This window comes from Oceanobacillus saliphilus (assembly GCF_023522835.1).
In the GTDB taxonomy this organism is placed as follows: Bacteria; Bacillota; Bacilli; order Bacillales; family Amphibacillaceae; genus Oceanobacillus; species Oceanobacillus saliphilus.
In genome coordinates this window covers 56,816-78,964 of record NZ_JALCZU010000013.1, presented here as the reverse complement: position 1 = coordinate 78,964, position 22,149 = coordinate 56,816, and the positions used below count along the sequence as shown (strand labels likewise).

Here is a 22,149-nt window from a genome sequence, read left to right as displayed (position 1 = left end):
GGAATTAAATGTAAAAAAACGTAAGGATAATTCAATTTTTAACTAATATTCCATTCTAGTAATAAGATAATAGAAAATGCCGATTAGAAAACTTGGCAACTGCCTAAACCTTTGAGCATATGCCTAAGTTGCTGAAAAACAAGACACTACTTCTTCATTATGTTGCGTTTGTAGCGGTAATTAACTGAAAATCTATTGGTAGGTTACAAATACATGGGCCACACAACTTTAATTGCGTAGCCCACCATGTGACAGAAGGTATTCTAACTTTAGTTCTCTACGCTAAGCTTACTACTTACCTTAAACCAAAGTTTTGTGAAAGAGCCTGATCCTGCTGAGCAACCGCTTCAGCTGTTTTCGTTAATTGCATTTCAATCTCTTGCATTAGCTGAGAAAAGTCTTGTACTTTAGGCTTCAGTTCACGGAATTGATCATCAAAGCGTTCAAACGCTCGACCTTCCCATTCCCCTCTAAGCTCTTCCTGTAAGTTAGACAAGTCCCTTAAAATCTGATCAATTTGTTGTGAACTCTGCCCATACCTTTTTGCTTTTGCCTGTAACTGTTCTGGCGTCATACGAATTTGTCCTGACAAATTTCCCATCTCCTTTAAATCTATAGTGATGGAGGTATATGTAAGCATTTGCTAATACCTCTTCTTACTCAAGACTAATTATCTAGTATTTTAATGTCAACCAAATATATGCATTTTTTTGAAAATTGAACATTAAGAACCAATTTTAACCAAAAAATGCGTTATTTAAATGAGAAAATAGTTATTTTGAACTTACGGAAATATAGGTCTTTTTACTTATTAAGTGAGATTTTCCGATAATCGAAATAGATTAGTAGCTTATTAATTCGTGCCAGTACCCCACTACGTTTGGTAGGTTTGTTTAATAAAACCGATTCACTGTAAAAATATAGTTATATAATGTGATTTTCAAAAAACTGCATACTTATCCAATCGGGTAGCTAGTACTTACATAGAATAAATTAAATCTTAGAAGAAGGGAGGGAAATTATTTGGAAAAAATAGATGATTTAGCTAAACAACAGCCAGAACCAGAATGTCCTACTTGTCCTGAAGGAACTGTTTGTGAAGATAGTGACCTTTTATGTATAAACATTCCATGTACGACTACCGTTGTACTTTTAGGCTTAATCCAATTGAATATAGGACCTTTATGTATTCGAGCTGGTTCAGTAGGTAATTTGGATAATTTAACAGATGAAGAAAAACTAGCACAATTACAACAAGCTTTCGGTGCACTTAGAAATACACTTCCAAACTTTACTGCGTAAGATAGGTAATGTAGAGAAATAATAAAAGGCTGCTAGGGCAGCCTTTTATTATTTCTGAAAGCAAAGAATGTGAACGGGTGTACGTAACCGTTGCAACAAAATAGGAAGGATACCAATATGGCAATCCTACAGTTTCTATTTTACCTATTGGATAATGTCATAATTTCTATGTCCAACGACCGTCTTGTCCCCTTCAAATTCGAAATCGGTCGTATTTTCAGTAACCGATACGATCACGGAATTGTCATAGATCTTTTCGACAACACCTTTTATCCCAGACTTAAATGAAATTTCATCACCGATTCCTGCAATATTCTTTATTTCCATGTATGTCCCACCTTTATACAAAGTATCTGTTGGAAATTGTTTTTTTTTACAATTTAGCATCCAACGTAAAAAACATCTTCTATAAATTCTCCTATTTTAGGATTATAATTCCAAGTTAACCTAAAAAGGTAAAGGAAGTTTAAAGAAAACATTATCATTTCTTTACATTTTGATTGCTGTTTTTGGTTGCTAGATTTTTTTTGGGGAATATATTTTTGTTAGACCGGACCAGAGACTTTTTGTAAATCTCATCCAAACATTTGGAACTTACACTTTAAGACATGTAAAGTACAGATTACGCATAGAAAGTTATGATGATTTTAAAAAGAGGCTGGTTTTGTGTCAGCCTCTTTCATCTTACTGTTTATATTGCGGTTCTTCTTGCTCCATTTGCTGGACTCTTGGCTCTATATTTTGTAAGACTGCCTGTGTTTGCTGTGCAGCATTTTGATAAAGCTGTTGTGCCTGTTTATTATCCGTTTCAAGTGCAAACGTTTCGAAACTTGCCTGGGCACTCTTTAATCCAGCAATTGTTTGCTTTACCTGTGTGATAACTGTCATCTCTATTCCTCCTAGGTTTATTTTTCTATGCATTCAAGTTTTTGATTTTTTGGCAAAATTATACGGTATGTGATTTTCCTTTCTTCTAAATCAGTAGATCCAAACCTATTCAATCCAACTACTTTCATTTGCTACTTCATTAAAAATAGCTATTGCTGTTACTTTCATTTACAGGAATAGAGTAAAGAACTGGTTTTTCCATCTCCCTTTTAGTGATAAAGATATTAATTTTGGATATTCTAAGGATGAAACACAGGTCTATTATAGCTCTGTCAACTAGTACCAACAGATTTAATACAAATAATTAATGATATGACTTCTTTTGTAGCAAGAATGGAGAGATGACAATATGGATAGAAAGCAAAAGAAATTACGAGCAGAAGATTCAGCTGTTGCACCCGGTATGGATCCGGAAGATTCTTATGGAAAAAGAGCAACGAAGTCTGAAATTGAAAAAGGTGAATCGACGACTACTACAAGGCTTACCTATGATGCGTTTGATCCAAGTAAAAGATAAAATCCAGCATAATAAATAAGACGGAAAGACATTAAGTTGTTACAGCTGACCATGATACACGCGGTAAAATGCTGAGGCACTTAAGTAGGGTAAAGGGAAAGAAGCGAGGAACGATTTCCTCACTTCTTTTAAGTATTCGCTTTATACAAGGTTGCAGCCTGTGACCCGTTCTACAGTTCATATGTCCGAAACTTCTCCGGCAGCAAAACCTCCACGTTTTCGTTTATTGGTTTTACAAGTTCGGGGTGCTTACTGTGCCAAGGAATCACTAATCTTGGCTTGATCTGGTCAATTACATACAAAATATCTTCCTTTGATGCATGACCGGAAACGTCAAGCGATTCATAGTCCACTTGGAAATGCGTGAGTATCGCATGCATGGTGTGATAGGATGGATCGTATGGTCCCAATGGCATTCCGTTTGCATGCAAATAATTGCTATCTTTTAAATTCAAGTCCAACAAGCGGTATATGTGATGGAAACTATTTTGCAGGAAATACTTCTCTGGTCTCTCGTTAATCTGTTCAACCGTAATTCCTTCGTATTGATTTAATAAATTTTTCTGCAATGGCGTTAGCGCTTCATCTTCTTCTAAAAATATCCTAAATTCTCCAGTACTTAAAAACTCATTTACAAGATAGGCAGTTTCTGGTTCTAACACAGCGATTCGCCCGACTATTTTAGCGGCATTAAGAAATTGTTGGATGCGTTCAACATTGCGGTGATACACATTGAACAGTGCGAGTCCATGACTTTCTTTCATCAATGTTACTGCAACTTGTTCGATGTCTGTTTCCGATTGTAAGCGCGGAATCTTCTGTTGCGGTTTCCCTGCTTCTGGAACTGAATGTAAGTCAGCCTGCTTTTCTGTTAATATAAGTCCGCTCTCCTCTGGTCGAAAAGATGTTCCCTCTATTAAAAGCATGGAAATTTCCTTCTCCTTCATGATGTCAAGCCACGCATCCATATATTCCTGGTGTGCCCCGTGCATGCGTATGTCTCCAGAATATAAAATCGTCTCATCTGGTGTTTCAATTAAAAAAGAAGTCGCTCCAATCACATCATGATCCACCTGATAAGGGGTGACGGTAATTTGGCCGATTGTTATTTTTTCATGATAAGCAAGGCTTTCGTATGCTCGATCAAGTGTTAATCCTTCATCGATTTGTTCCAGCGCTCGAAATAACTGCCTTGAAGCTTCTGTCATATATACCGGAATTGCTGGTGCAATCGTGTCCATTGCTCCCATATGGTCTAAGTGAAGATGTGAGATGAATACGCCGGTTTGATAATCTGTTTGTTCCTGGGCCAGTGGCTTTTCCATAGCAAAACTATGGGCAGCGGATAAATCTTTTTCACTGTAAATACCGTCAATCGCTGGAATGGCATGCAGTTTCAATAAATCAAGTACATGTGTATGTTTACGTTTTACTGTTGTATCGAGCATGGAGCTCGCTGGGTTATAAACAAGTCCAAAGTCGAAAATAATCCGGTCGTTCCCATATTTAACTTCAGCAATGTTCCCACCGATTGTATCGAGCCCACCCCAAAATGTAATCGTTGTTTTCATATTTTTCACCTCTTGTTAGAATCAAAAGTTTGCATTTATCAAGCTTTTTCAGCACATATGTAGCAAGGAAAAAACACTCAATACGAACGGTCTATTAGAAAATTTGGCATTCGCATATTTCCATAGCTGTAAAAAAATACAGGGGCTCGTTAAAGCATTGGCCCCTGCTACTACGTTTCTTATTGTAATGCTTCATTCGCGCGGTCTTGTGCGGAAGTTAATCCCTCTTCGACCGTTTTCATATCCTGTAAAATGTAATCCAATTCTTCAAGTACGATGTTTCGAACAGCATCCCCGCCAGGAACACGAGCGATAAAGAACCCTGCATCAAATTGTTCTGGACCAGCTAAAGCTGCTGGATTTTCTTCTAAATAGGTTTGATATTCATCCGAATCTTGAGCAGAATAGCGGACTGGTAAATAACCGGAAAGCATTGCCCATTCTGTTGTTACTTCTTGGCTTGTTAAGTATTTCATGAATTCCCATGCAGCTTTTTGTTCTGCTTCTTCGCCTTGATTGAATAAGACGATGTCGTTACCAGCAAATGTGGTTGCTCTTTCACCATCCAACGCTGGAATTGGAGCAGTAGTCCATTCCATGTCACCTTCAACTGCTCCTGCAACGTGTGGAATCCCTGCGGAAGAACCAATATACATTGCTACATCGCCACGTCCAAACGGATTGGACATGTAACCATCTTCACCTGCAGTTCGAGCAATCCCTTCGTCGATCATGTCATTAATAAATGTCATTGCTTCAATGCCTTCTTCAGATGCAAATGTTGCCTCAACACTTTCTTCATCAATGTATGTGCCACCAAGCTGTTTTAAAATGCCTTGGAATTCTGATTCAAACGAGTTTTCAAATCCGAATCCAACAACGCCGTCACCTGTTACAGTTTCAGCAACTTCACGTAATTCGTCCCATGTTTCTGGAACTTCTAAACCATGCTCATCTAGTAATGTCTGGTTATAGAAAAGAACGCGGGTACTCTTACTGAAAGGAAGACTGTAAAACGTTCCATCCCATGAACTAGATTCACGGAAGACTTCGATAATGTCCGTTAATTCTTCTTCACTCATACCAACTTCCTCATCTTCAATCAAATCATTTAACGGAATAAGGAAATCATTGTTCATGTATTCTGGTACAACGTTCGTTACAGATTGTGCAATGTGTGGCAGGCTGCCGGCTTTTGCTCCAGCCATAATTTTTTGTTCTAAGTCGTCATATCCACCTTGATTCACAGGCTTTACTGTAATGTTCTCGTTCGCTTCGTTAAATGAATCAGCAAAACTGTTGATTGCTTCTTCATGTGGACCACTCATTGCATGCCAGAAAACAACCTCTACTGGCTCTGTTGATTCTTCTGCTGCTGGTTCTTCTGATCCTGTATCCGCGGAAGCGCTAGAGTCAGTTTCTTCACCAGAGTCGTCTCCGTCTGTATTTCCACAAGCTGCTAAAAATAGTACAAACAATAACATTAATAAGGAAAGTGCTTTTTTCATTGTTTTTCCTCCTATTTGGGGTTTTGGCTTTCGCTCAGAATAGACATCTCACATCAAAAATTCCTATGCATCACCTCCAAAAAAGATAGCAAGCCTTATCCTTTGATCCCGGTTCTTGCTACACCGGAGATAATGTATTTTTGCATGATGAAAAACAAAATGAGCATCGGTAGAATTACCATGGAAGAAGCGGCCATTAAGAGCTCATATTTCACCCCTGCTTCGGTTGTAAATGCTGATAAACCAACAGGTAATGTTCGCATTTCTTGGGAGTTCGTAACGATAAGTGGCCAAAGAAACGCATTCCAACTACCAATCACTTTTAATAGTCCAATCGTGATAAGCGCTGGTTTGGCAAGGGGCACCATAACATACCATAAAAACTTGAAGTCACTGCATCCATCCACTTTTGCTGCATAGGATAATTCTTTTGGAACGGAAAAGAAATACTGTCGCAGTAGAAAAATCGAAAAGATACTTGCCACCCACGGCACGATCAATGCCTCATAACTGTCGATCCAACCTAGATTAGAAATCGTGACAAAGTTAGGAATTAACAGCACTTCCCCCGGAACCATCATCGTACCAAGCAGAACAGCAAAGACAATCCCTTTTCCATAAAAATGAATCCGTGAAAATGCATAGGCTGCCAGGATTGTTGTCAATAGCTCACCAATTGTGCTGAGTATGGTCACAATCACACTATTGATGAAGTATTTTCCAAATGGGGCGACCTCTGCCGCCCGGCTATAATTTTCCCATTGCCATTCAGAAGGGATCCATATAGGGGGCATGGCCATAACTTCATTTGATGCTTTTAACGATGTGCTAATCATCCACACAAAGGGAAGGAGCATTAGTATGGCGCCAAGTGATAGAAGTAAATAGATCATTCCTTTGGATAAAGCTTCTTTTCCCATACGAATCCCTCCTTAGTTGTAATGTACAAAGCGGCGGCCGATAATGAGCTGAATAATCGTGAAAATAAAGATAATGATAAACAGCACGAATGCTGCAGTGGAAGCCAATCCGAATTGCCACTCCTCATAAAATTTTTGATAAATATAGTAAACAACGGTTAAAGCACTGTTTGCTGGTCCAGGTCTCCCGTTAAACAAGGCAAACACTTCATCAAACACTTTAAAGCCATTAATAATGGAAATAATCGAAACAAAGAATATTGTTGGCGATAGAAGCGGAAGTGTAATATTCGTAAAACGGCTCCAGGCGGATGCTCCATCGACTTTTGCAGCTAAATAGTACTGCTTGCCAATGCTCTGCAAACCGGCCAAGAAGATAATAATATTAAAGCCGAGCCCTTTCCAAATGCTTAAAATAATGAGGGATGGCATCGCATATTTCGGATCATTTAACCAAGCAATGGGATCAATGCCGAACCAACTTAATAGATAGTTGAACAGACCGTAATCCGAATGAAAGATCCAACTCCACACAATTGCAACAGCAACTACAGATGTTACGAACGGCAGAAAATAGATTGTCCGAAAAAAACCAGCGAGTTTTAGTTTATTATTTAACAGCACGGCGATGCCAAGGGATAGTGCAATCGAAATTGGAACAACGCCGATAACAAAAACACCGGTATTTTTCAGTGCTGTAAGAAAGCTCGGATCCTGAAAAATGGTAATAAAATTATCTAAACCGAACGCATGAACAACATCGTTAAAATAATCGTAATCCGTGTAGAAACTCATAAGAAAGGAGCGAATAATTGGGTAAATATTAAAGGTAATTAAGATAAGTAACGCTGGACTTAAATACAAGAAGCCTCTAAGCGTGCTCTTCCATGTTGGTTTCTCTAGCATTCTCCATGCTCCTTTCTACCGGATGGAGACGTTGTCCGCTTTCCACATTAAAATAATGGATGTTCGTATCGGATACACCTAAACGACATGTATCACCAACTTGCAGATCATGCTGTGGATCAACAAGTGCACGGATGGTTGTATCACCAATTTCCATTCGAATTAATGTATCTCTTCCAATTGTTTCAATATGTATTATTTTTCCGGTGAAGGTTTGGTTGCCATTTGTAGTGACAAAGAAATCTTCTGGGCGAACGCCGATGTGAATTACATCTAGATTATCTTCTTTCGGTAATGTAAAAGCAGGTACGTTTAGCAATTGATCGGAATTTCCAATTTGGTAGCCATTTGCTTTCTTAACGATTGTCAATAAATTAATGGGCGGGTTTCCTAAGAAGCTCGCAACAAACTCATTTTCCGGATGTTTATACATCCACTGCGGCATCGAATCTTGCTGGATAATCCCGTCCTTCATAAGCATCACGCGATCAGAAATGCTAAGTGCTTCTTCTTGGTCGTGGGTAACGAATACTGCCGTAATTCCTACCTCCTGCTGAATCCGACGAATTTCCTCACGCATTTCTAGTCTCAGCCGGGCATCTAGGTTGGATAACGGCTCGTCCAATAAGAGGACATTCGGCTTTTTCACGAGTGCCCTCGCAATCGCAACCCGTTGCTGTTGACCACCTGACAACTGACCTGGCTTTCGGTCCAACAAATGGCCAATCTGTACTAAATCTGCCATTTCCTTCGCTCGCTCCATCGCTTCTTTTTTAGGAACTTTTTGCATTTTTAGCGGAAACATAATATTTTTCAAAACGGATAAATGTGGATATAGTGCATAATTCTGAAACACCATTCCAATTCCCCGCTTCTCAGCATCCCACTTTGTTACATCCTGATTCCCAAAATAGATCTGACCAGAAGTTGGTTTATATAATCCGGATAAGAGCATTAATGTTGTACTCTTGCCGCAGCCACTAGGCCCAAGCAAAGAAACAAGCTCACCATCGTTTATCGTTGTTGATAAATTATTTACCGCAGTCGTTTCATCAAACTTCATCGTTAGCTGATCGAGACGAATTTTCATATCATCATTTCCTCCACCCTAGTCTGTTGGACTTCCAACTATTATCCTAGCAAACGAGTGTTAAATCATGATGAATTCTATGTAAATTTATAAATAAAATCTGCGCATTGTTAAATTTTATGTTACTATATAATGTTGCACTACTTGTAAGTATTTGGTATTTAAATAGGGATGAAATCAACTGTCTAGCACGATTTGCTAATATATAAGAGGAATAAGAGACTCAGTCAATTGTAAAGTTTTGCTTACATGGTGCCTGTCTCCCCAGTTTTTGTTGAAATTTGTCGAATGAGTCACAGCAAATAGCTAAAGCATACGAGAATAGTAGGTTCTCGTATGCTTTAGCTTTATAAAATAACATTTCTTTTTAACAGTTTAAACTGCTGGAGACTGACGATTGAATCCCTACGCTATATCGAACTAAAAACACTCCCGTTCATATACTCAATGATCTGCTTTATTTCCCATAGAGATGGCTAATCTATTCCACATGTTAATCTGATTTATGATCAAAACCAAATCTACATAAGATTTTTCGTCGTAATGGTTTCTCACGCGATGATATAAGTCATCAGGAACTCCCTTTTCAGAAATCCATGTGATGTTTTCCGCTAATTCTAATGCTACTTTTTCTTTTTCCGTAAATATAGTCGTTTCTTTCCAGTTGATTAATTGGTCAATCTGTTCATCTGTTATGTTTAATTTCTTTGCTTCCTTTGTATGCATATTCAAACAATAGGAGCAACTATTAATTTGCGACACCCTTATTTTAATGAGTTCTCTCAACTTTCGATCAATCGATGTTTTCTTTACGTATTTCTCTAATTCCATGATTTTCTCTAGGGCTTCCGGTGCTACCTTGAAATAATTGATTCTGTTTTTCATATTCATCAAACTCGCGGCCTTCACAACACCTTTATTAATCAGCTTACCCATGTCACTCCCCCTTTTTAGTTGTAATCTCAAAAATGCCAACCCTGAAGTTCTAATACAGCACCTTTTTCTTTCATTATACGACGTTACAAGGACGAATTATTCTTAGAAAACTTGGTTGTCACCAAGCCTTTCGGTGATAGCCTTAGTTACACTTATGCAGATAGAAAAGTTTTTATACTTTCCTATCTGCTAAAAAATAACTTTCCATTCGTCCTCATAATCGTCTCCGGACAGGGTATGCTACATATTAAACAGATTTGTGCCTCGCTTTATTTGCGTAAAAGGAAGTTGACAAGTTACTGCAACACACATAGTTAGAAGAAATGCCCCAAATCGTAAGGAATCAATGTAAAAAACATAAGGAGATTGGATATGGATAAAGAACATAACATACACCTCACGGCTGCAGAGCTGAATAATTTATGGTTAAATTATATGAATGATACAATGTCTATTTGTGTATTTAAGCATTATTTAACAAATGTGGAAGATCCAGAAATACGTGCCGTCATTGAATATTCTTTACAGGTATCAGAAAATCACATACAACGCATTACAAGTATCTTCAATGAAGAACAGATTGTTATTCCACAAGGTTTTACGGAAGCAGATGTAAACCTTCAAGCACCTCGTCTCTATAATGATATGTTTTACCTAACGTATGTATATAACCAGGCAAAACTAGGTTTAAACGCTCATACGATTGCATTATCAAATTCAGCTAGAGAAGATATCAGGAAATTTTATTCAGAAAACATTTCTTCGTCTACCGAATTGATCAACCGATCTTCTCAGATACAGCAAGAAAAAGGGATTTTCCTTCGAGCCCCTTTTATACCTTATCCACAAAAGATTGAGTTTGTTCAACAGCAAAGCTTCCTATCTGGCATTGCAGGTAACAAAAGACCATTAAATGCTCCCGAAGTGTCGCATATTTTCTTTAATTTAATACGCAACATTACTGGTGCGACGCAGTTAACAGGATTTAGTCAAGTTGCCCAGTCAAAAGAAGTGAGGGATCATATGGTTCGTGGAAAAGACATAGCGAAAAAACATATCCTAATTTTTAATACCCTACTAAGTGATAACGATCTACCAGCACCACATTCATGGGACACACCCCGAGACTCAACAATCGCACCATTTTCAGATAAGTTAATGATGGCTCACGTTGAAGCCATGCAAACTGCCGGTATAGCGTATTATGGCGCTTCATTAGGAGCTTCACTTCGAAAAGATTTAGGTCTCGATTACAGTCGCTTAATGATTGAGGTTACGCAATATGCTGAAGATGGAGCAAATATTATGATTAAAAATGGATGGATGGAGAAACCACCGCAGGCTCCTGACCGTCAAGCAATTGCTAAAAAACAGTGATGTAGGATGGGGCGATCAAACCCTAGTGAGAAAATTCTCTGGAGTATTGCATTACCAGGGTTTGGCCAATTTCTAAATGGCAAACTCGTAAAAGGGATTGTACTTATCTTCTTAGAATTTTTAATAAATGTTCAAGCAAATTTAAATGCGGTAATCATTCCTAGTTTTCATGGCGATATCCAAACTGCGATCCATTTAACCAATTACCAATGGCTGATGTTCTATCCTTGTATCTATATGTTTGCCATATGGGATGCCTACCGTGATGCAGGAGGGGGTAGTGGTTCCTTCTCCTACTTACCTTTTGTCATCTCCGCTTTCTTCGGCACGATAGGAGTTATTTATTCCTCATCGTTTAAGTTATTTGGATTTTTGTGGGGGCCTATATTTTTGCCTATCCTTCTGTTAATTGTCGGAGTCGGAGTAGGCCATCTCGTCAGATTAATCCTTCTTAAATTATCATGATAAACAATTTAAACGTTTCTTAAAAGCTCTGCCAAGATGCAGAGCTTTTTTAATATAGTATTTCCCCAACCCATGTGCATTGGGACGAGTTAACGCCACAACACACATCTCCATTTAGATTCCCTCCTATATTATTGACTTTTTAAAATAATAAGAATACGATTAAATCAGAATAAATCTATCTTTCAGTCAGCAAACCCGAAAATGAAAGGGGTTACATGTATGTATAAAAATGACTTTTACACAAGGGAGATTCACGGCAATTACGAGATTTATGATGTAGGTGATTTCGATCTAGAAGATGGTGGGAGAATACCTGATTGCAAATTGGCATACAAAACTTTCGGAGAGCTGAATGAAGCGAAAGATAATGTGATTGTCATACCTACCTGGTTTTCTGGGACAAGCAAAGATTACGAGAGTTATATTGGCGTAGACAGAGCACTAAACCCAGCAGCGTATTTCATTGTAATCATCAATCAAATTGGCAATGGACTTTCCAGTTCACCACATAATAGTCCCGAGCCAATTTCCATGAGTGATTTTCCGAAAGTAAGAATAGCTGATGATGTCCGGGCGCAACACCAACTGATTACGGAGAAATTCGGAATTAAAGAAGTAGCGCTTGTAGTCGGTGGTTCCATGGGGGCACAGCAAACGTATGAATGGGCAGTTAGATATCCGGACATGGTTAAACGTGCGGCGCCAATTGCCGGAACCGCTAAAAATACGACCCATGATTTCCTGTTTACGCAAACATTAATCGAGGCCATCACCTCAGATCCCGGCTGGCATAATGGGAACTATAACTCCAATACAGAAGTAGCAGATGGTTTAAAAAGACATGCAGATATTTGGGCAGTATTGGGATTGAGCACTGAATTTTATCAACAGGAAAAATGGACATTATTCGGCGTTGAATCTGCAGAGGAATTTGTATCCGGATTTCTTGAGCCTTTTTTCCAAGGCATGGACCCGAACGCTTTACTGACGATGGCCTGGAAGTGGCAACGTGGAGATGTCAGCAGGATGACAAACGGGAATCTCCAAGAGGCGCTTGGAAGGATTAAAGCAAAAGTATTCGTCATGCCAATTGATGAAGACATGTTTTTCCCGCCAAGAGACTGTAAAGCAGAACAAAAATTGATTCCGAACAGTGAATTAAAGGTCATCCATAGTATTGCGGGACACTTTGGATTATTTGGCGGTGAAGGTTCTTACTATCATGATCAAATAGATAAACACCTTCATGAATTACTTGCTATTGGAGTTGCAGATGAAATTGTTTAATGAGACATAGTAGATTAATGACTTTAAAAAGTCAGTCTAATTGGACTGACTTTTTACTTTTGTCATGTTTTCCTATTCATTAGTAGCTGGGTAAAATAAAAAGAAGTAACCGCCCCTCTGACTAGGATGGCGATTACTCTTTGTACAGCATCATTAACTTGGCCAACCGCTCTTTATGCGGTTTCTACTGAGGTATTGATAGTTAGCGCTACTCAGTATCTCATTCTTATTACAGTATAAATGTATTCATTCTACTGTCAATTTATTAAAAACATATTCATACGCTATCACAATCGACAACCGTTTTTTTATGCAAGGTTCTTTCTGCAGTAATAGAGAATTTTGCACGCTTTACAACCGAATGGTCAAATTGGAGAAAATTCACCGTTCATATCTTTTCCAGTTCCTTTACATCAACTTCAAAATCAAAGTTTAACCAAAGCCCTTCCCCGAACTTTTCCTTCTAAAATAGCACGAAGCACTTCCGGGAGTTCTGCTAAGGAAACTTCATGGACCATCTCCTCATTCAATGCGGTCGGTTTCAAATCATCGCTAAGACGATTCCATGCTTCTAACCGCTTATCCATTGGGGACATCACCGAATCAATACCAAGCCAGTTGATATTTCTGGAGATAAACGGAATCACCGTTGTCGCTACTTCTACCCCTCCAACTAATCCGCATGTTGCAACAGATCCACCATATTTTAATGTAGTAAGGATATATTGCAGTGTTTTTCCACCAACAGGATCGATAGCCGCAGCCCATTTTTTCTCGCGTGCAGGTTGTGGTTCTGTCTCTACTATTTCATTACGATCGATAACTTCTTTGGCTCCCAATTTTTTTAAATATGCTTCCTGATCTGCTTTACCGGTACTTGCTACAACCTCATACCCTTTACGAGCCAACATATTGACTGCAATACTGCCGACTCCGCCTGTCGCACCTGCAACTAAAACAGGTCCATCCTCCGGTTTTAGTCCGGCTTCCTCAAGTTTTCCGACCGATAATGCTGCCGTTAATCCTGCCGTTCCAAGGATCATTGCTTCTTTTAATGATAATCCTTCTGGAAGGGGAACGATCCACTCGGCAGGTACACGCGCGACCTCGCTAAATCCGCCGGAATGTCCTGTACCTAGCTTATAACTGGTGACAATCACTTCATCACCTTTTTTGTAACGTTCATCCGTCGATTCCATGACTGTACCAGACAAATCAATTCCAGGTATTAATGGATAGGATTTTACCATCTGATTCTGGATGCCTACCATGCCATCCTTATAATTCACACTGGAATAAGCAACTTTAATCGTTACGTCACCTTCTGAAAGGTCAGCTAGCGTTAATTGTTTCACATCCAAATTCGTTTGCTCATCCGTCTTATTTAATACTAACGCTTGAAAGGTATTCATTTTATCCCATCTCCTCTACGTCTTATTAAACTATCGTAACACATTCACCTTGAAGAATAGTATAGGAAGTAATCACCTATTTAAGAGACTGTTCAAGTCATAAAATTATTATTTTAAAAAACGATTTTTATTTCTCTCTTTTGCTTTAAAATCAATTTTTCATTGTATTTTAATGTCGATTTCACATTTATTCAAGGTTTTTCACCATTGAAAATTCTATTTTCCCTCTATTTTCATACTCTTTCCAACCAATCCAAAATGATTTATACTATTGATACAAGGAGGTGAATGACGTGGAGCAAGAAACTATTCTAAAAGAAATTTTAAATGCATTAAAATTACATGGAGACCAAATGAATAATAAATTCGAACAAATCGATAGCAGATTTGAGCAGATTGATAGTAGATTCGAACAAATCGATAGCAGATTCGAGCAGATCGATAGGAGATTTGAACAGTTGGAAAGTAAGTTTGATCAGAGATTCGATCGGTTAGAAAAAAAAGTCGATGGAATTCGAGTGGAATTAACTGAAACCCAGGAAACGACCGACTTCATATTAAGTAAAACTGCACAGCATGAGAAAAAACTACGCCATCTTTCTGAGCAACAACATCTGTAAAATCCCTCACACTTATTCTAAAACCCAATACAATACGATAGTCATACCGAACAGTGCCAAGCAATGTTCGGTTCTTTGTTTTCTAAATAAAAAACGTAATGAGGATACAATTCACTTCAATATAAAAAAGCACCAACATCTATTCATAGAGATCGGTACTTCGTTTATTCCATACGTTTATCTTGACGGTCTTGGCGGTTCGCACACGTCACATTTACGCTGGTTTTTATTTTTGAATTTCGTAAATGTCTTTTCAAAATTGTTCCCACATGAACATTTAAATAGTAACTTTTGAGAAAAACCGTGATATTCAGTTGACAGCAGCTTGCTTTCGGAATTTTTCTCAACATAATTCTTAATTTCACCGAATGTCCATCGTTTATTCATTCTTTTGCACCTCCATGTTTATCGCTCGACGGAGGCTTTTGGCGTCCGTTCCGTTAGGAGAAAGTCGTAATTATCCTAAGCGCTTTATTATAGCATGAACTGGTATACAATTAAAATACTCAGAGTTTATGATGACGTACTAGATCTTTGCTAATGTGATTCTAAGCAATCGAAAAAAGTGCATCGCTAACCATCTTCATAATGCCTACCATTGAAACTCTACTTTCAACTACCTAAATACTCTACTGTCACCCCCTAGTGATATTTAGAAAGAGTCGACGATATTTCGAGTCGCTATACAACCATAAAATTACCAAAAGACTAAAGTGTCAATTATAACCACCCATTATAATCTGTGTAGAGTTTTAGTTGAAATAGTAAAATAGTCCACACCATTTGATGTGGACTATTTATAGTTAGCTGCTATCTCCGCACAGAATGAACTGAAACTAAACAGTGAATGACACTCTTCGGTACGTATTAATCCTTGTATCACGAGTCAGAAACAAGGTTTGAAAACGGAAGAATCGTGTTCCATACGACCTAATTTTAACATCTTAGCGATTGGGGACAGACAGTTGAATTCCTTGTGAAAGCTGTTCACACTCATGAAAAGCAAAGTGCTTGCACCCGAAACATTTTCTCGTATCCATTTTCAGCATGGCGTTATTAATCGCTTGACCAGTATGCTCAAAAAAGTTACTTTCTCCAATTTCATTGTACAAACCAGTTGTTATAAATGTCTTTTTTAACTCCGGAGAGACACCCGAAACAAGGATGACACCTCCATTTTTCTTAAAGTGAGTGATAATACTTTTAAAATGTGCTTCCCCTGTTGTATCCATAAAAGGAACTCTACCCATACGAAGAATCAAGACTTTCGGTTTATAATGAATCGACTCCATAATACGTTGTTCAAAAAGCTGCGCAGCACCAAAGAATAATGGTCCTTCAATCGTATAGATACTAACTTGTGGGCAATCATGGGATTCGTTTACGACATGTGACTCAACCGTCTCGTTGAATTTAGTATGATCTGGCAGCACCTTAGAAATGACGAGCATTTTACTCATTCGCTTGGCAAATAGAATAACCGCCAAAACAAGTCCCACTTGTACTGCCGTTGTAATACTCGTAAACACCGTAAATAAAAATGTCACCACTAAAACGAGAGAATCTCCTGACTTCATTTTTAACACATGAGCAAATTGCTTCCGTTCACTCATATTCCAAGCAACTACCATTAAAACTGGTGCCATGCTTGCTAATGGAATGTGAGAAGCATAAGGGGCTAAAAGCAATAACGTGAACAAAACAAAAACCCCGTGAATGACTCCAGACATTGGGGACACCGCACCAGTCTTGATATTTGTAGCTGTTCGTGCAATTGCTCCTGTAGCAGGAATTCCTCCGAATAAAGGGGTAACGATATTCGCAATCCCCTGTCCCATAAGTTCCCTGTTACTATTATGCTTACTATTTGTCATCCCATCTGCAACAACTGCTGACAAAAGGGATTCAATTCCTCCCAATATAGCAATCACGAGAGCAGGCGCGAGTAATCGCTGGATTCGTTCCCATGTTATCTCCGGGATCTGAAACTGGGGAAGTCCACTAGGTAGCTCACCAAAAACGGTGCCGATGGTCGGGATATTTCCAGCAAACAGAAACGCAGCTACAGCAGTCGATACAACTAATCCCACAAGATGTCCGGGTACTTTCGGAAATAATTTTGGAGTCATCAAAATAGCAAACAAGCAAATCAATGCAGTTATCACACTATATAGACTAACCGTATCCATATGTAAAACAATTTCTCTCATGTTAGCTATAAAACTTTCATGTTTTTCAATTTCCGCTAAACCTAGGAAATTGGCTATTTGTCCAGTAAAAATGATCACCGCTATTCCCGAAGTAAAGCCAATTGTCACCGGACGAGGGATATACTTAATAAATGAACCCAGTTTGAAAGCACCCATTAAACAAAGCATAACGCCAGCTAATAAGCCTGCCAGCAACAAATCTGCATAGCCATAGGTGAGGACAACACCTAATAGGATAGGTATAAAAGCACCAGTAGGTCCGCCAATTTGATATTTGGATCCGCCAAATATGGAAATTAATATTCCTGCAATAATGGTCGTATATATTCCATATTCTGGATTTACCCCAGAAGCAACGGCAAAAGCCATCCCAAGCGGAATCGCAATGATTCCCACAATCACCCCTGAAAGGAGGTCTTTCTGAAAATACTTCATCGAATACCCTTCAAATCTCCCTGTCCAAATCTTTCTCAAGTCTACCCCTTCTTTTCCTGAATATCTAATTCTTCCAACATGGAATAAGTGTCAATAAGATGGTTGTTAAAGATTTCTCTTGCTACAACAAGTAATTGATTAATGGCTGGATCCCGAAGTGAATACATCACTTTCTTGCCTTCTTTTACTCCCATGACAATATTTTTATTTCGTAGGACACTTAATTGTTGCGACACGGCTGAACCTTCACTGTTAAGAAGCTGTTGAATTTCATTTACACTTTTTTCACCTTCTGCTAATAACTCAAGAATTCGAATTCTTAAAGGATGCGATAACGCTTTAAAAAAATCAGCTTTAAATTGCTGCATATCATTCCACAACGACCGTTCCCCCCTACTAAACGAAAATATAACATATTCAAATATTTGAATATGTTATACAAAGTATACTGCTATTCTGTTGAATTTACAAATCGATTTTTATGTTTTCAATGCTTTTATGAAGTAGTAATCAAAGTAATACAAATATAAATGCTTTAAAATTAAATAGACAGCCATAACTATCGGTAATGCAAACGATATCTGGTTACAACTAATTAAAGAGATCACGTTGATTGGATTTGAAATGGAACTCTTGGCAACTTGGTATGAACTAGACTTAGCAACAGAAGCTTGATGTGAAAGTAGTGTCAACAAGTTGCTATAGGTATAGGAAATAACGGGACAGAAAACAAATATAGAAATCCGTGTTTATAATGAATGCATGAAAATAATTCTAGATATTTTTTTATCGAGATCTGCTATTAATCAAGAATCCTGATAATTGGATAAAAAAGATCGACTAAATTATAACGCAGATAGCTTTTCCAGTATAGGAAACCGACAACGAATCACTGAAGGAGGGCACTGAATCTGGATTATTAGTTATGAAATGTTGCACGAGTGTCTATGTTGTAAATAGCTCATGAAAATACGTATTTCAATTTTGTGTTACGTTTAAAATTAATTCTTTCTCACCAAAGATTGATTTCCAGGTAACTTTACGATTTCCATTAACTGTTCTGCCATATAACTAGGGGAATATTTAAAGCCACCCCTCACCCATTCGATTATCATACCCGTTATAGCATAGGCTTGATAATTAGCATAAATTCCATTATTTACTTTAGGGTTAGGTATAATATAATCTTGTAAAGCAAGTTTATTCATTTCCATAGTTAATCGTTTTTGAAAGGCAGGTAAAATATCTGAATTTACAATTGTAGAATAAAAACTAGAATTTTGATATACATGATCAAACAACTTGACTGTCACTGGAGTAACGTCATTTATTGTAAATCTTTTATATGTTTTATAAGGGCTTTGATAAGAATAAATCAAATCAGTAATAACATTATTGATTAATTCATCTAAAAGCTTTTCTTTATCTTGAAAATGATTATAAAAAGTCACTCGGCTTACTTTTGCTTTGGTTGTGATATCTGTTATTGATAAATCATTGAAATTGTTTTGCTGTAATAAAGAAATTAATGATTCCATTAATAGCTTTTTTGTTCTAACAATTCGTTTATCAAGATAAAATTCTTTATTTAACATTTTACCACCCCATTGTTCATTAAATTATTTTTGTTTTGCGAATATAATGAATATGTTAAATGGTTATATTTTTCTAATTGCGTTTTAATCTGTTAACCTATTATACTTCAATTGTAGTTGTTAGACATCTTTTACATTAGTTATTTGAAAACGCATTCAAAAAAAGGAGGAGGATTTTTTAATGACTGACTTACTAAATTACAAGGGCAAAAAAGTTGTGGTTACTGGAGCTGCTTCAGGTATGGGTGAAGCAACAGCCAAATTGTTGTTAGAACAAGGTGCAGAGGTATATGCACTTGATATTAATGAACCAAAGTATACTGGTGCATCCTATATCAAAATAAACCTCGGTGACAAAGAATCCATTGATAGTGCTGTTAACAAACTACCAAATACAATTGACAGTATATTTAGTATCGCTGGTGTCGCAGGTGTAATTGGCAAACTAACCACATTAGACGTTGTTACCATCAATTTTATTGGTGGAGTCCATTTAATTGAATCAATAATCCCGCGTATGCCAGAAAATAGTTCCATAGCAATCATTTCTTCAGCTGCTGGGATGGCTTGGGATAAACAAATTGACAATCTATTGCCTTTTGTTCAACAACCTAGCTTTGAAGATGCACAAGATTGGTTTAATGAGAATGGACCTGCACTTCTTGCTGCATATCCAAAGTCAGATGCAGACCCATCCTACGTCTTCTCAAAGGAATCAGTTATTCTTTGGATGAAACAAAGGGCATTTAATCTTTCCGAGAAGAAGATTCGAATAAATGTAGTTTCTCCTGGAAATACCACTACTCCAATGTCAAAAGACTTTAATACAATTGCAAATAAAGATGCATCCGCTACAGGATTTACATCTAAAGTAGGTAGACCTGCGACTCCAAAAGACATTGCAAATTCACTGATTTTTATAAACAGTGATCTAGCATCATATGTCAGTGGAGTAGATTTACAAGTTGATTATGCGTTTATACCAAGTGTTCTGTATTCATTTGACGCCGTTAGCAATAAATAATTCTGGAGAAGTCAGCGTTAATACTCTCTGACTTCTCTATTAAACATCTTTACTCACAAAAGAGGAGGAAATATATGTCAACAACACTAATTTCTTTAAACCGGAAAGCAGCTGAATTTATCTCCACTCCTAAAAAAATGCTGATAAATGGCCGATGGGTGGAATCTGTTACTAATGAAACTATTGAAACGAGGAACCCCGCAACAGGAGAAATTATTACAACAGTTCCAAATGGCGGTGTAGAAGATATTAACCTTGCAGTTGCAGCTGCACGTAAAGCATTTGATGATGGACCATGGAGGATGATGAAGCCAAATGAACGAGCAAAGCTTCTATTAAAATTAGCTGATCTCGTTGAAGAAAACGGAGAAGAATTAGCTCACTTAGAAACACTTGATAATGGTGCACCTGTCAATGTCACGAAATATTATCCAACAGCCGCTGCAGATGATTTTCGTTATTATGCTGGATGGGCAACGAAAGTCACTGGTCAAACAATACCTGTTTCTATTCCTGGGGACATTTTCAATTACACTAGAAAAGAAGCAATAGGTGTATGTGGGCAAATTATCCCGTGGAATGGTCCGTTTTTAATGGCAGTTTGGAAATTATCCGCTCCTTTAGCAACAGGGAATACCGTCGTATTAAAGCCTGCATCACTTACCCCATTAGTTGCATTACGCCTTGGTGAACTTGTTCAGGAAGCTGGATTCCCTGACGGGGTTGTTAATATCGTAACTGGTTCTGGATCCATTGCTGGAACGGCATTAACCGAACATCCAGATGTTGATAAAATTGCTTTCACTGGCTCCACAGAAGTTGGCAGACAAATTATGCGATCTAGTTCTATAAATGTGAAGAAGGTCTCACTTGAATTAGGTGGTAAATCTGCACATATTGTATTTGCTGATGCAAATTATGATCAAGCAATAGCTAATGCTGCCACGGGGATTTTCACGAATTCAGGACAAGCTTGCGTTGCTGGATCACGATTATTTGTTGAAAAGAAGATTTATGATAACTTCATGAGTGATTTAGCAGATTATACGAAGAACTTCAAGCTTGGTGATGGTTTTGACCAAGCTACTAACCTTGGACCACTTATATCTGCACAACAAAAAGATAGCGTCTTAAATTATGTAGACATTGGTCAACAAGAAGGTGCTGAAGTATTAATTGGCGGTAATACTTCAGAGCGTGATTTAGAAGGTGGGTACTACGTCAAACCAACTGTGATTGCAAATGTAAATAATAACATGCGTATTGCTCAAGAAGAAATCTTTGGTCCAGTTATTTCAGGTATTCCATTTGAGGATATCGATGAAGTGATTAAACTAGCTAACCAAACGGAGTACGGCTTAGGCGGTGGCGTAAATACAACAGATGTCAGCAAAGCGCATCGGGTAGCACATGGTTTACGAACTGGTAACGTTTGGGTAAATACGTATAACCTCCTGGATCCAGCTTCACCTTTTGGTGGTTACAAGCAAAGTGGGCTAGGAAGGGAACATGGTTCAGAATCGATTGATATGTATACAGAAACGAAGAGTGTTTGGATTAATTTAGATTAGTGATTTAAGTGTAGCTAGTAGGATATGTCTACTATAATGTAGAATGTTTTCATATGGAATGGCATTTGGCAAATGTGTCTGTCCCCACTACATTAATGTGATAAAGCGATGGTGGACAGGCACTTAAATCACTGGATATACACGAAAAAATTTCATCCATATCATCTATTGCAACAGGTGCATATTTAATCTTCTTTTGAGGCATTTATTTTTCTCCGCATTTTTCCGATAACTTCTTCATCGTCAAGCAACTGTGAACCTTCAGCTATTTGTTTTTCTGCAACAAGAAGCTTAGATTGCAATTTTATGCGTGCTTCCTTACGGCGATATGTCTCGTGGCTCATAACAACCAAATCAGCTTCACCATTACGAGTAAGTATAACCGGCTCATCAATTTCATGACAATATTTTGAAAAACCGTTGTAATCCTTCCGTATCGTTGTTGATGGCTTAATTTCCAAAATAATCAGCCCTTTCGATAACATTATAATTATTAAATTATATCATTTATA

General features: G+C 37.8%; 23 protein-coding genes. 8 read left to right on the top strand and 15 right to left on the bottom strand.

What is annotated here, in order from left to right:
• Window positions 1–295: 295 nt before the first annotated feature.
• Window positions 296–592, bottom strand: coding sequence for a WXG100 family type VII secretion target (locus tag MN204_RS17995; protein ID WP_249872484.1), 297 nt, complete (start codon window positions 590–592; stop codon window positions 296–298).
• A 431-nt stretch (window positions 593–1,023) separates the two neighbouring features.
• Here MN204_RS17995 and MN204_RS17990 point away from each other — a divergent pair, with 431 nt between their 5' ends.
• Complete coding sequence (locus MN204_RS17990) at window positions 1,024–1,302, top strand: hypothetical protein (protein WP_249872483.1); 279 nt, start codon at window positions 1,024–1,026, stop codon at window positions 1,300–1,302.
• Window positions 1,303–1,446: 144 nt separating this feature from the next.
• On the opposite strand, the gene MN204_RS17985 is transcribed toward MN204_RS17990, so the two are convergent.
• Entirely contained in the window at window positions 1,447–1,629 is a 183-nt protein-coding gene (locus tag MN204_RS17985) for a DUF2187 family protein (protein WP_249872482.1), read from the bottom strand.
• A 357-nt stretch (window positions 1,630–1,986) separates the two neighbouring features.
• Window positions 1,987–2,190: a DUF1657 domain-containing protein gene (locus MN204_RS17980; RefSeq protein WP_249872481.1), complete on the bottom strand. Its 204-nt coding sequence runs from the start codon at window positions 2,188–2,190 to the stop codon at window positions 1,987–1,989.
• A gap of 349 nt (window positions 2,191–2,539) precedes the next feature.
• On the opposite strand from MN204_RS17980, the gene MN204_RS17975 reads away from it, so the two are divergent.
• Entirely contained in the window at window positions 2,540–2,707 is a 168-nt protein-coding gene (locus tag MN204_RS17975) for a hypothetical protein (protein ID WP_249872480.1), read from the top strand.
• 170 nt (window positions 2,708–2,877) lie between these two features.
• Here MN204_RS17975 and MN204_RS17970 read toward each other — a convergent pair whose 3' ends face one another.
• The 6 genes from MN204_RS17970 to MN204_RS17945 all read right to left on the bottom strand — a co-directional run bounded on the left by MN204_RS17970 (window position 2,878) and on the right by MN204_RS17945 (window position 9,587).
• Window positions 2,878–4,278, bottom strand: coding sequence for an MBL fold metallo-hydrolase (locus MN204_RS17970; RefSeq protein WP_249872479.1), 1,401 nt, complete (start codon window positions 4,276–4,278; stop codon window positions 2,878–2,880).
• Between the two features lie 179 nt (window positions 4,279–4,457).
• Window positions 4,458–5,786 carry an ABC transporter substrate-binding protein gene (locus tag MN204_RS17965; RefSeq protein ID WP_249872478.1) on the bottom strand — a complete coding sequence of 443 codons (1,329 nt, stop codon included), beginning with the start codon at window positions 5,784–5,786 and terminating at the stop codon, window positions 4,458–4,460.
• 95 nt (window positions 5,787–5,881) lie between these two features.
• Window positions 5,882–6,706: a carbohydrate ABC transporter permease gene (locus tag MN204_RS17960; protein ID WP_249872477.1), complete on the bottom strand. Its 825-nt coding sequence runs from the start codon at window positions 6,704–6,706 to the stop codon at window positions 5,882–5,884.
• Between the two features lie 12 nt (window positions 6,707–6,718).
• Complete coding sequence (locus MN204_RS17955; RefSeq protein ID WP_249872476.1) at window positions 6,719–7,612, bottom strand: carbohydrate ABC transporter permease; 894 nt, start codon at window positions 7,610–7,612, stop codon at window positions 6,719–6,721.
• Complete coding sequence (locus MN204_RS17950; protein ID WP_249872475.1) at window positions 7,578–8,702, bottom strand: ABC transporter ATP-binding protein; 1,125 nt, start codon at window positions 8,700–8,702, stop codon at window positions 7,578–7,580. Before MN204_RS17950 ends, MN204_RS17955 begins: the two co-directional genes overlap by 35 nt.
• A gap of 444 nt (window positions 8,703–9,146) precedes the next feature.
• On the bottom strand, window positions 9,147–9,587 hold the full coding sequence (locus MN204_RS17945) for a carboxymuconolactone decarboxylase family protein (protein WP_249872512.1): 441 nt from the start codon (window positions 9,585–9,587) through the stop codon (window positions 9,147–9,149).
• 423 nt (window positions 9,588–10,010) lie between these two features.
• On the opposite strand from MN204_RS17945, the gene MN204_RS17940 reads away from it, so the two are divergent.
• The 3 genes from MN204_RS17940 (at window position 10,011) to MN204_RS17930 (ending at window position 12,770) form a co-directional block, all read left to right on the top strand.
• Window positions 10,011–11,015, top strand: coding sequence for a DUF3231 family protein (locus MN204_RS17940; RefSeq protein WP_249872474.1), 1,005 nt, complete (start codon window positions 10,011–10,013; stop codon window positions 11,013–11,015).
• 6 nt (window positions 11,016–11,021) lie between these two features.
• Entirely contained in the window at window positions 11,022–11,480 is a 459-nt protein-coding gene (locus MN204_RS17935) for a hypothetical protein (protein ID WP_249872473.1), read from the top strand.
• A 222-nt stretch (window positions 11,481–11,702) separates the two neighbouring features.
• Window positions 11,703–12,770, top strand: a complete 1,068-nt coding sequence (locus MN204_RS17930) for an alpha/beta fold hydrolase (RefSeq protein WP_249872472.1) — start codon at window positions 11,703–11,705, stop codon at window positions 12,768–12,770.
• A 425-nt stretch (window positions 12,771–13,195) separates the two neighbouring features.
• Here the strand turns inward: MN204_RS17930 and MN204_RS17925 are convergent, their stop codons facing one another.
• Complete coding sequence (locus MN204_RS17925; protein ID WP_249872471.1) at window positions 13,196–14,182, bottom strand: acrylyl-CoA reductase family protein; 987 nt, start codon at window positions 14,180–14,182, stop codon at window positions 13,196–13,198.
• Window positions 14,183–14,475: 293 nt separating this feature from the next.
• On the opposite strand from MN204_RS17925, the gene MN204_RS17920 reads away from it, so the two are divergent.
• Window positions 14,476–14,802, top strand: coding sequence for a hypothetical protein (locus MN204_RS17920; protein WP_249872470.1), 327 nt, complete (start codon window positions 14,476–14,478; stop codon window positions 14,800–14,802).
• Between the two features lie 177 nt (window positions 14,803–14,979).
• Here MN204_RS17920 and MN204_RS17915 read toward each other — a convergent pair whose 3' ends face one another.
• The 4 genes from MN204_RS17915 to MN204_RS17900 form a co-directional block, all read right to left on the bottom strand.
• On the bottom strand, window positions 14,980–15,189 hold the full coding sequence (locus MN204_RS17915) for a hypothetical protein (protein WP_249872469.1): 210 nt from the start codon (window positions 15,187–15,189) through the stop codon (window positions 14,980–14,982).
• Window positions 15,190–15,746: 557 nt separating this feature from the next.
• Window positions 15,747–17,486 carry a SulP family inorganic anion transporter gene (locus MN204_RS17910; RefSeq protein ID WP_249872468.1) on the bottom strand — a complete coding sequence of 580 codons (1,740 nt, stop codon included), beginning with the start codon at window positions 17,484–17,486 and terminating at the stop codon, window positions 15,747–15,749.
• A 2-nt stretch (window positions 17,487–17,488) separates the two neighbouring features.
• The gene (locus MN204_RS17905; protein WP_249872467.1) at window positions 17,489–17,827 is read right to left on the bottom strand and encodes an ArsR/SmtB family transcription factor; all 339 of its coding nucleotides are present in this window, start codon (window positions 17,825–17,827) and stop codon (window positions 17,489–17,491) included.
• Between the two features lie 621 nt (window positions 17,828–18,448).
• A complete protein-coding gene (locus MN204_RS17900; RefSeq protein ID WP_249872466.1) occupies window positions 18,449–19,042 on the bottom strand; it encodes a TetR/AcrR family transcriptional regulator in 594 nt (197 codons plus the stop codon).
• A 181-nt stretch (window positions 19,043–19,223) separates the two neighbouring features.
• Here MN204_RS17900 and MN204_RS17895 point away from each other — a divergent pair, with 181 nt between their 5' ends.
• Both MN204_RS17895 and MN204_RS17890 read left to right on the top strand, forming a co-directional pair.
• Window positions 19,224–20,066, top strand: coding sequence for an SDR family oxidoreductase (locus tag MN204_RS17895; RefSeq protein ID WP_249872465.1), 843 nt, complete (start codon window positions 19,224–19,226; stop codon window positions 20,064–20,066).
• Between the two features lie 74 nt (window positions 20,067–20,140).
• Window positions 20,141–21,637 carry an aldehyde dehydrogenase family protein gene (locus tag MN204_RS17890; RefSeq protein ID WP_249872464.1) on the top strand — a complete coding sequence of 499 codons (1,497 nt, stop codon included), beginning with the start codon at window positions 20,141–20,143 and terminating at the stop codon, window positions 21,635–21,637.
• Between the two features lie 185 nt (window positions 21,638–21,822).
• Here MN204_RS17890 and MN204_RS17885 read toward each other — a convergent pair whose 3' ends face one another.
• Entirely contained in the window at window positions 21,823–22,098 is a 276-nt protein-coding gene (locus tag MN204_RS17885; RefSeq protein ID WP_249872463.1) for a type II toxin-antitoxin system Phd/YefM family antitoxin, read from the bottom strand.
• Window positions 22,099–22,149 lie beyond the last annotated feature (51 nt).

Excerpts from the sequence above, each read along its gene's own strand:
- MN204_RS17895 (WP_249872465.1), top strand. The coding sequence starts at position 19,224 with ATGACTGACTTACTAAATTACAAGGGCAAAAAAGTTGTGGTTACTGGA.
- MN204_RS17955 (WP_249872476.1), bottom strand. The coding sequence starts at position 7,612 with ATGCTAGAGAAACCAACATGGAAGAGCACGCTTAGAGGCTTCTTGTAT.
- MN204_RS17930 (WP_249872472.1), top strand. The coding sequence starts at position 11,703 with ATGTATAAAAATGACTTTTACACAAGGGAGATTCACGGCAATTACGAG.
- MN204_RS17940 (WP_249872474.1), top strand. The coding sequence starts at position 10,011 with ATGGATAAAGAACATAACATACACCTCACGGCTGCAGAGCTGAATAAT.
- MN204_RS17925 (WP_249872471.1), bottom strand. The coding sequence starts at position 14,182 with ATGAATACCTTTCAAGCGTTAGTATTAAATAAGACGGATGAGCAAACG.
- MN204_RS17965 (WP_249872478.1), bottom strand. The coding sequence starts at position 5,786 with ATGAAAAAAGCACTTTCCTTATTAATGTTATTGTTTGTACTATTTTTA.
- MN204_RS17935 (WP_249872473.1), top strand. The coding sequence starts at position 11,022 with ATGGGGCGATCAAACCCTAGTGAGAAAATTCTCTGGAGTATTGCATTA.
- MN204_RS17945 (WP_249872512.1), bottom strand. The coding sequence starts at position 9,587 with ATGAAAAACAGAATCAATTATTTCAAGGTAGCACCGGAAGCCCTAGAG.
- MN204_RS17950 (WP_249872475.1), bottom strand. The coding sequence starts at position 8,702 with ATGAAAATTCGTCTCGATCAGCTAACGATGAAGTTTGATGAAACGACT.
- MN204_RS17985 (WP_249872482.1), bottom strand. The coding sequence starts at position 1,629 with ATGGAAATAAAGAATATTGCAGGAATCGGTGATGAAATTTCATTTAAG.
- MN204_RS17915 (WP_249872469.1), bottom strand. The coding sequence starts at position 15,189 with ATGAATAAACGATGGACATTCGGTGAAATTAAGAATTATGTTGAGAAA.
- MN204_RS17960 (WP_249872477.1), bottom strand. The coding sequence starts at position 6,706 with ATGGGAAAAGAAGCTTTATCCAAAGGAATGATCTATTTACTTCTATCA.
- MN204_RS17890 (WP_249872464.1), top strand. The coding sequence starts at position 20,141 with ATGTCAACAACACTAATTTCTTTAAACCGGAAAGCAGCTGAATTTATC.
- MN204_RS17900 (WP_249872466.1), bottom strand. The coding sequence starts at position 19,042 with ATGTTAAATAAAGAATTTTATCTTGATAAACGAATTGTTAGAACAAAA.
- MN204_RS17975 (WP_249872480.1), top strand. The coding sequence starts at position 2,540 with ATGGATAGAAAGCAAAAGAAATTACGAGCAGAAGATTCAGCTGTTGCA.
- MN204_RS17970 (WP_249872479.1), bottom strand. The coding sequence starts at position 4,278 with ATGAAAACAACGATTACATTTTGGGGTGGGCTCGATACAATCGGTGGG.
- MN204_RS17980 (WP_249872481.1), bottom strand. The coding sequence starts at position 2,190 with ATGACAGTTATCACACAGGTAAAGCAAACAATTGCTGGATTAAAGAGT.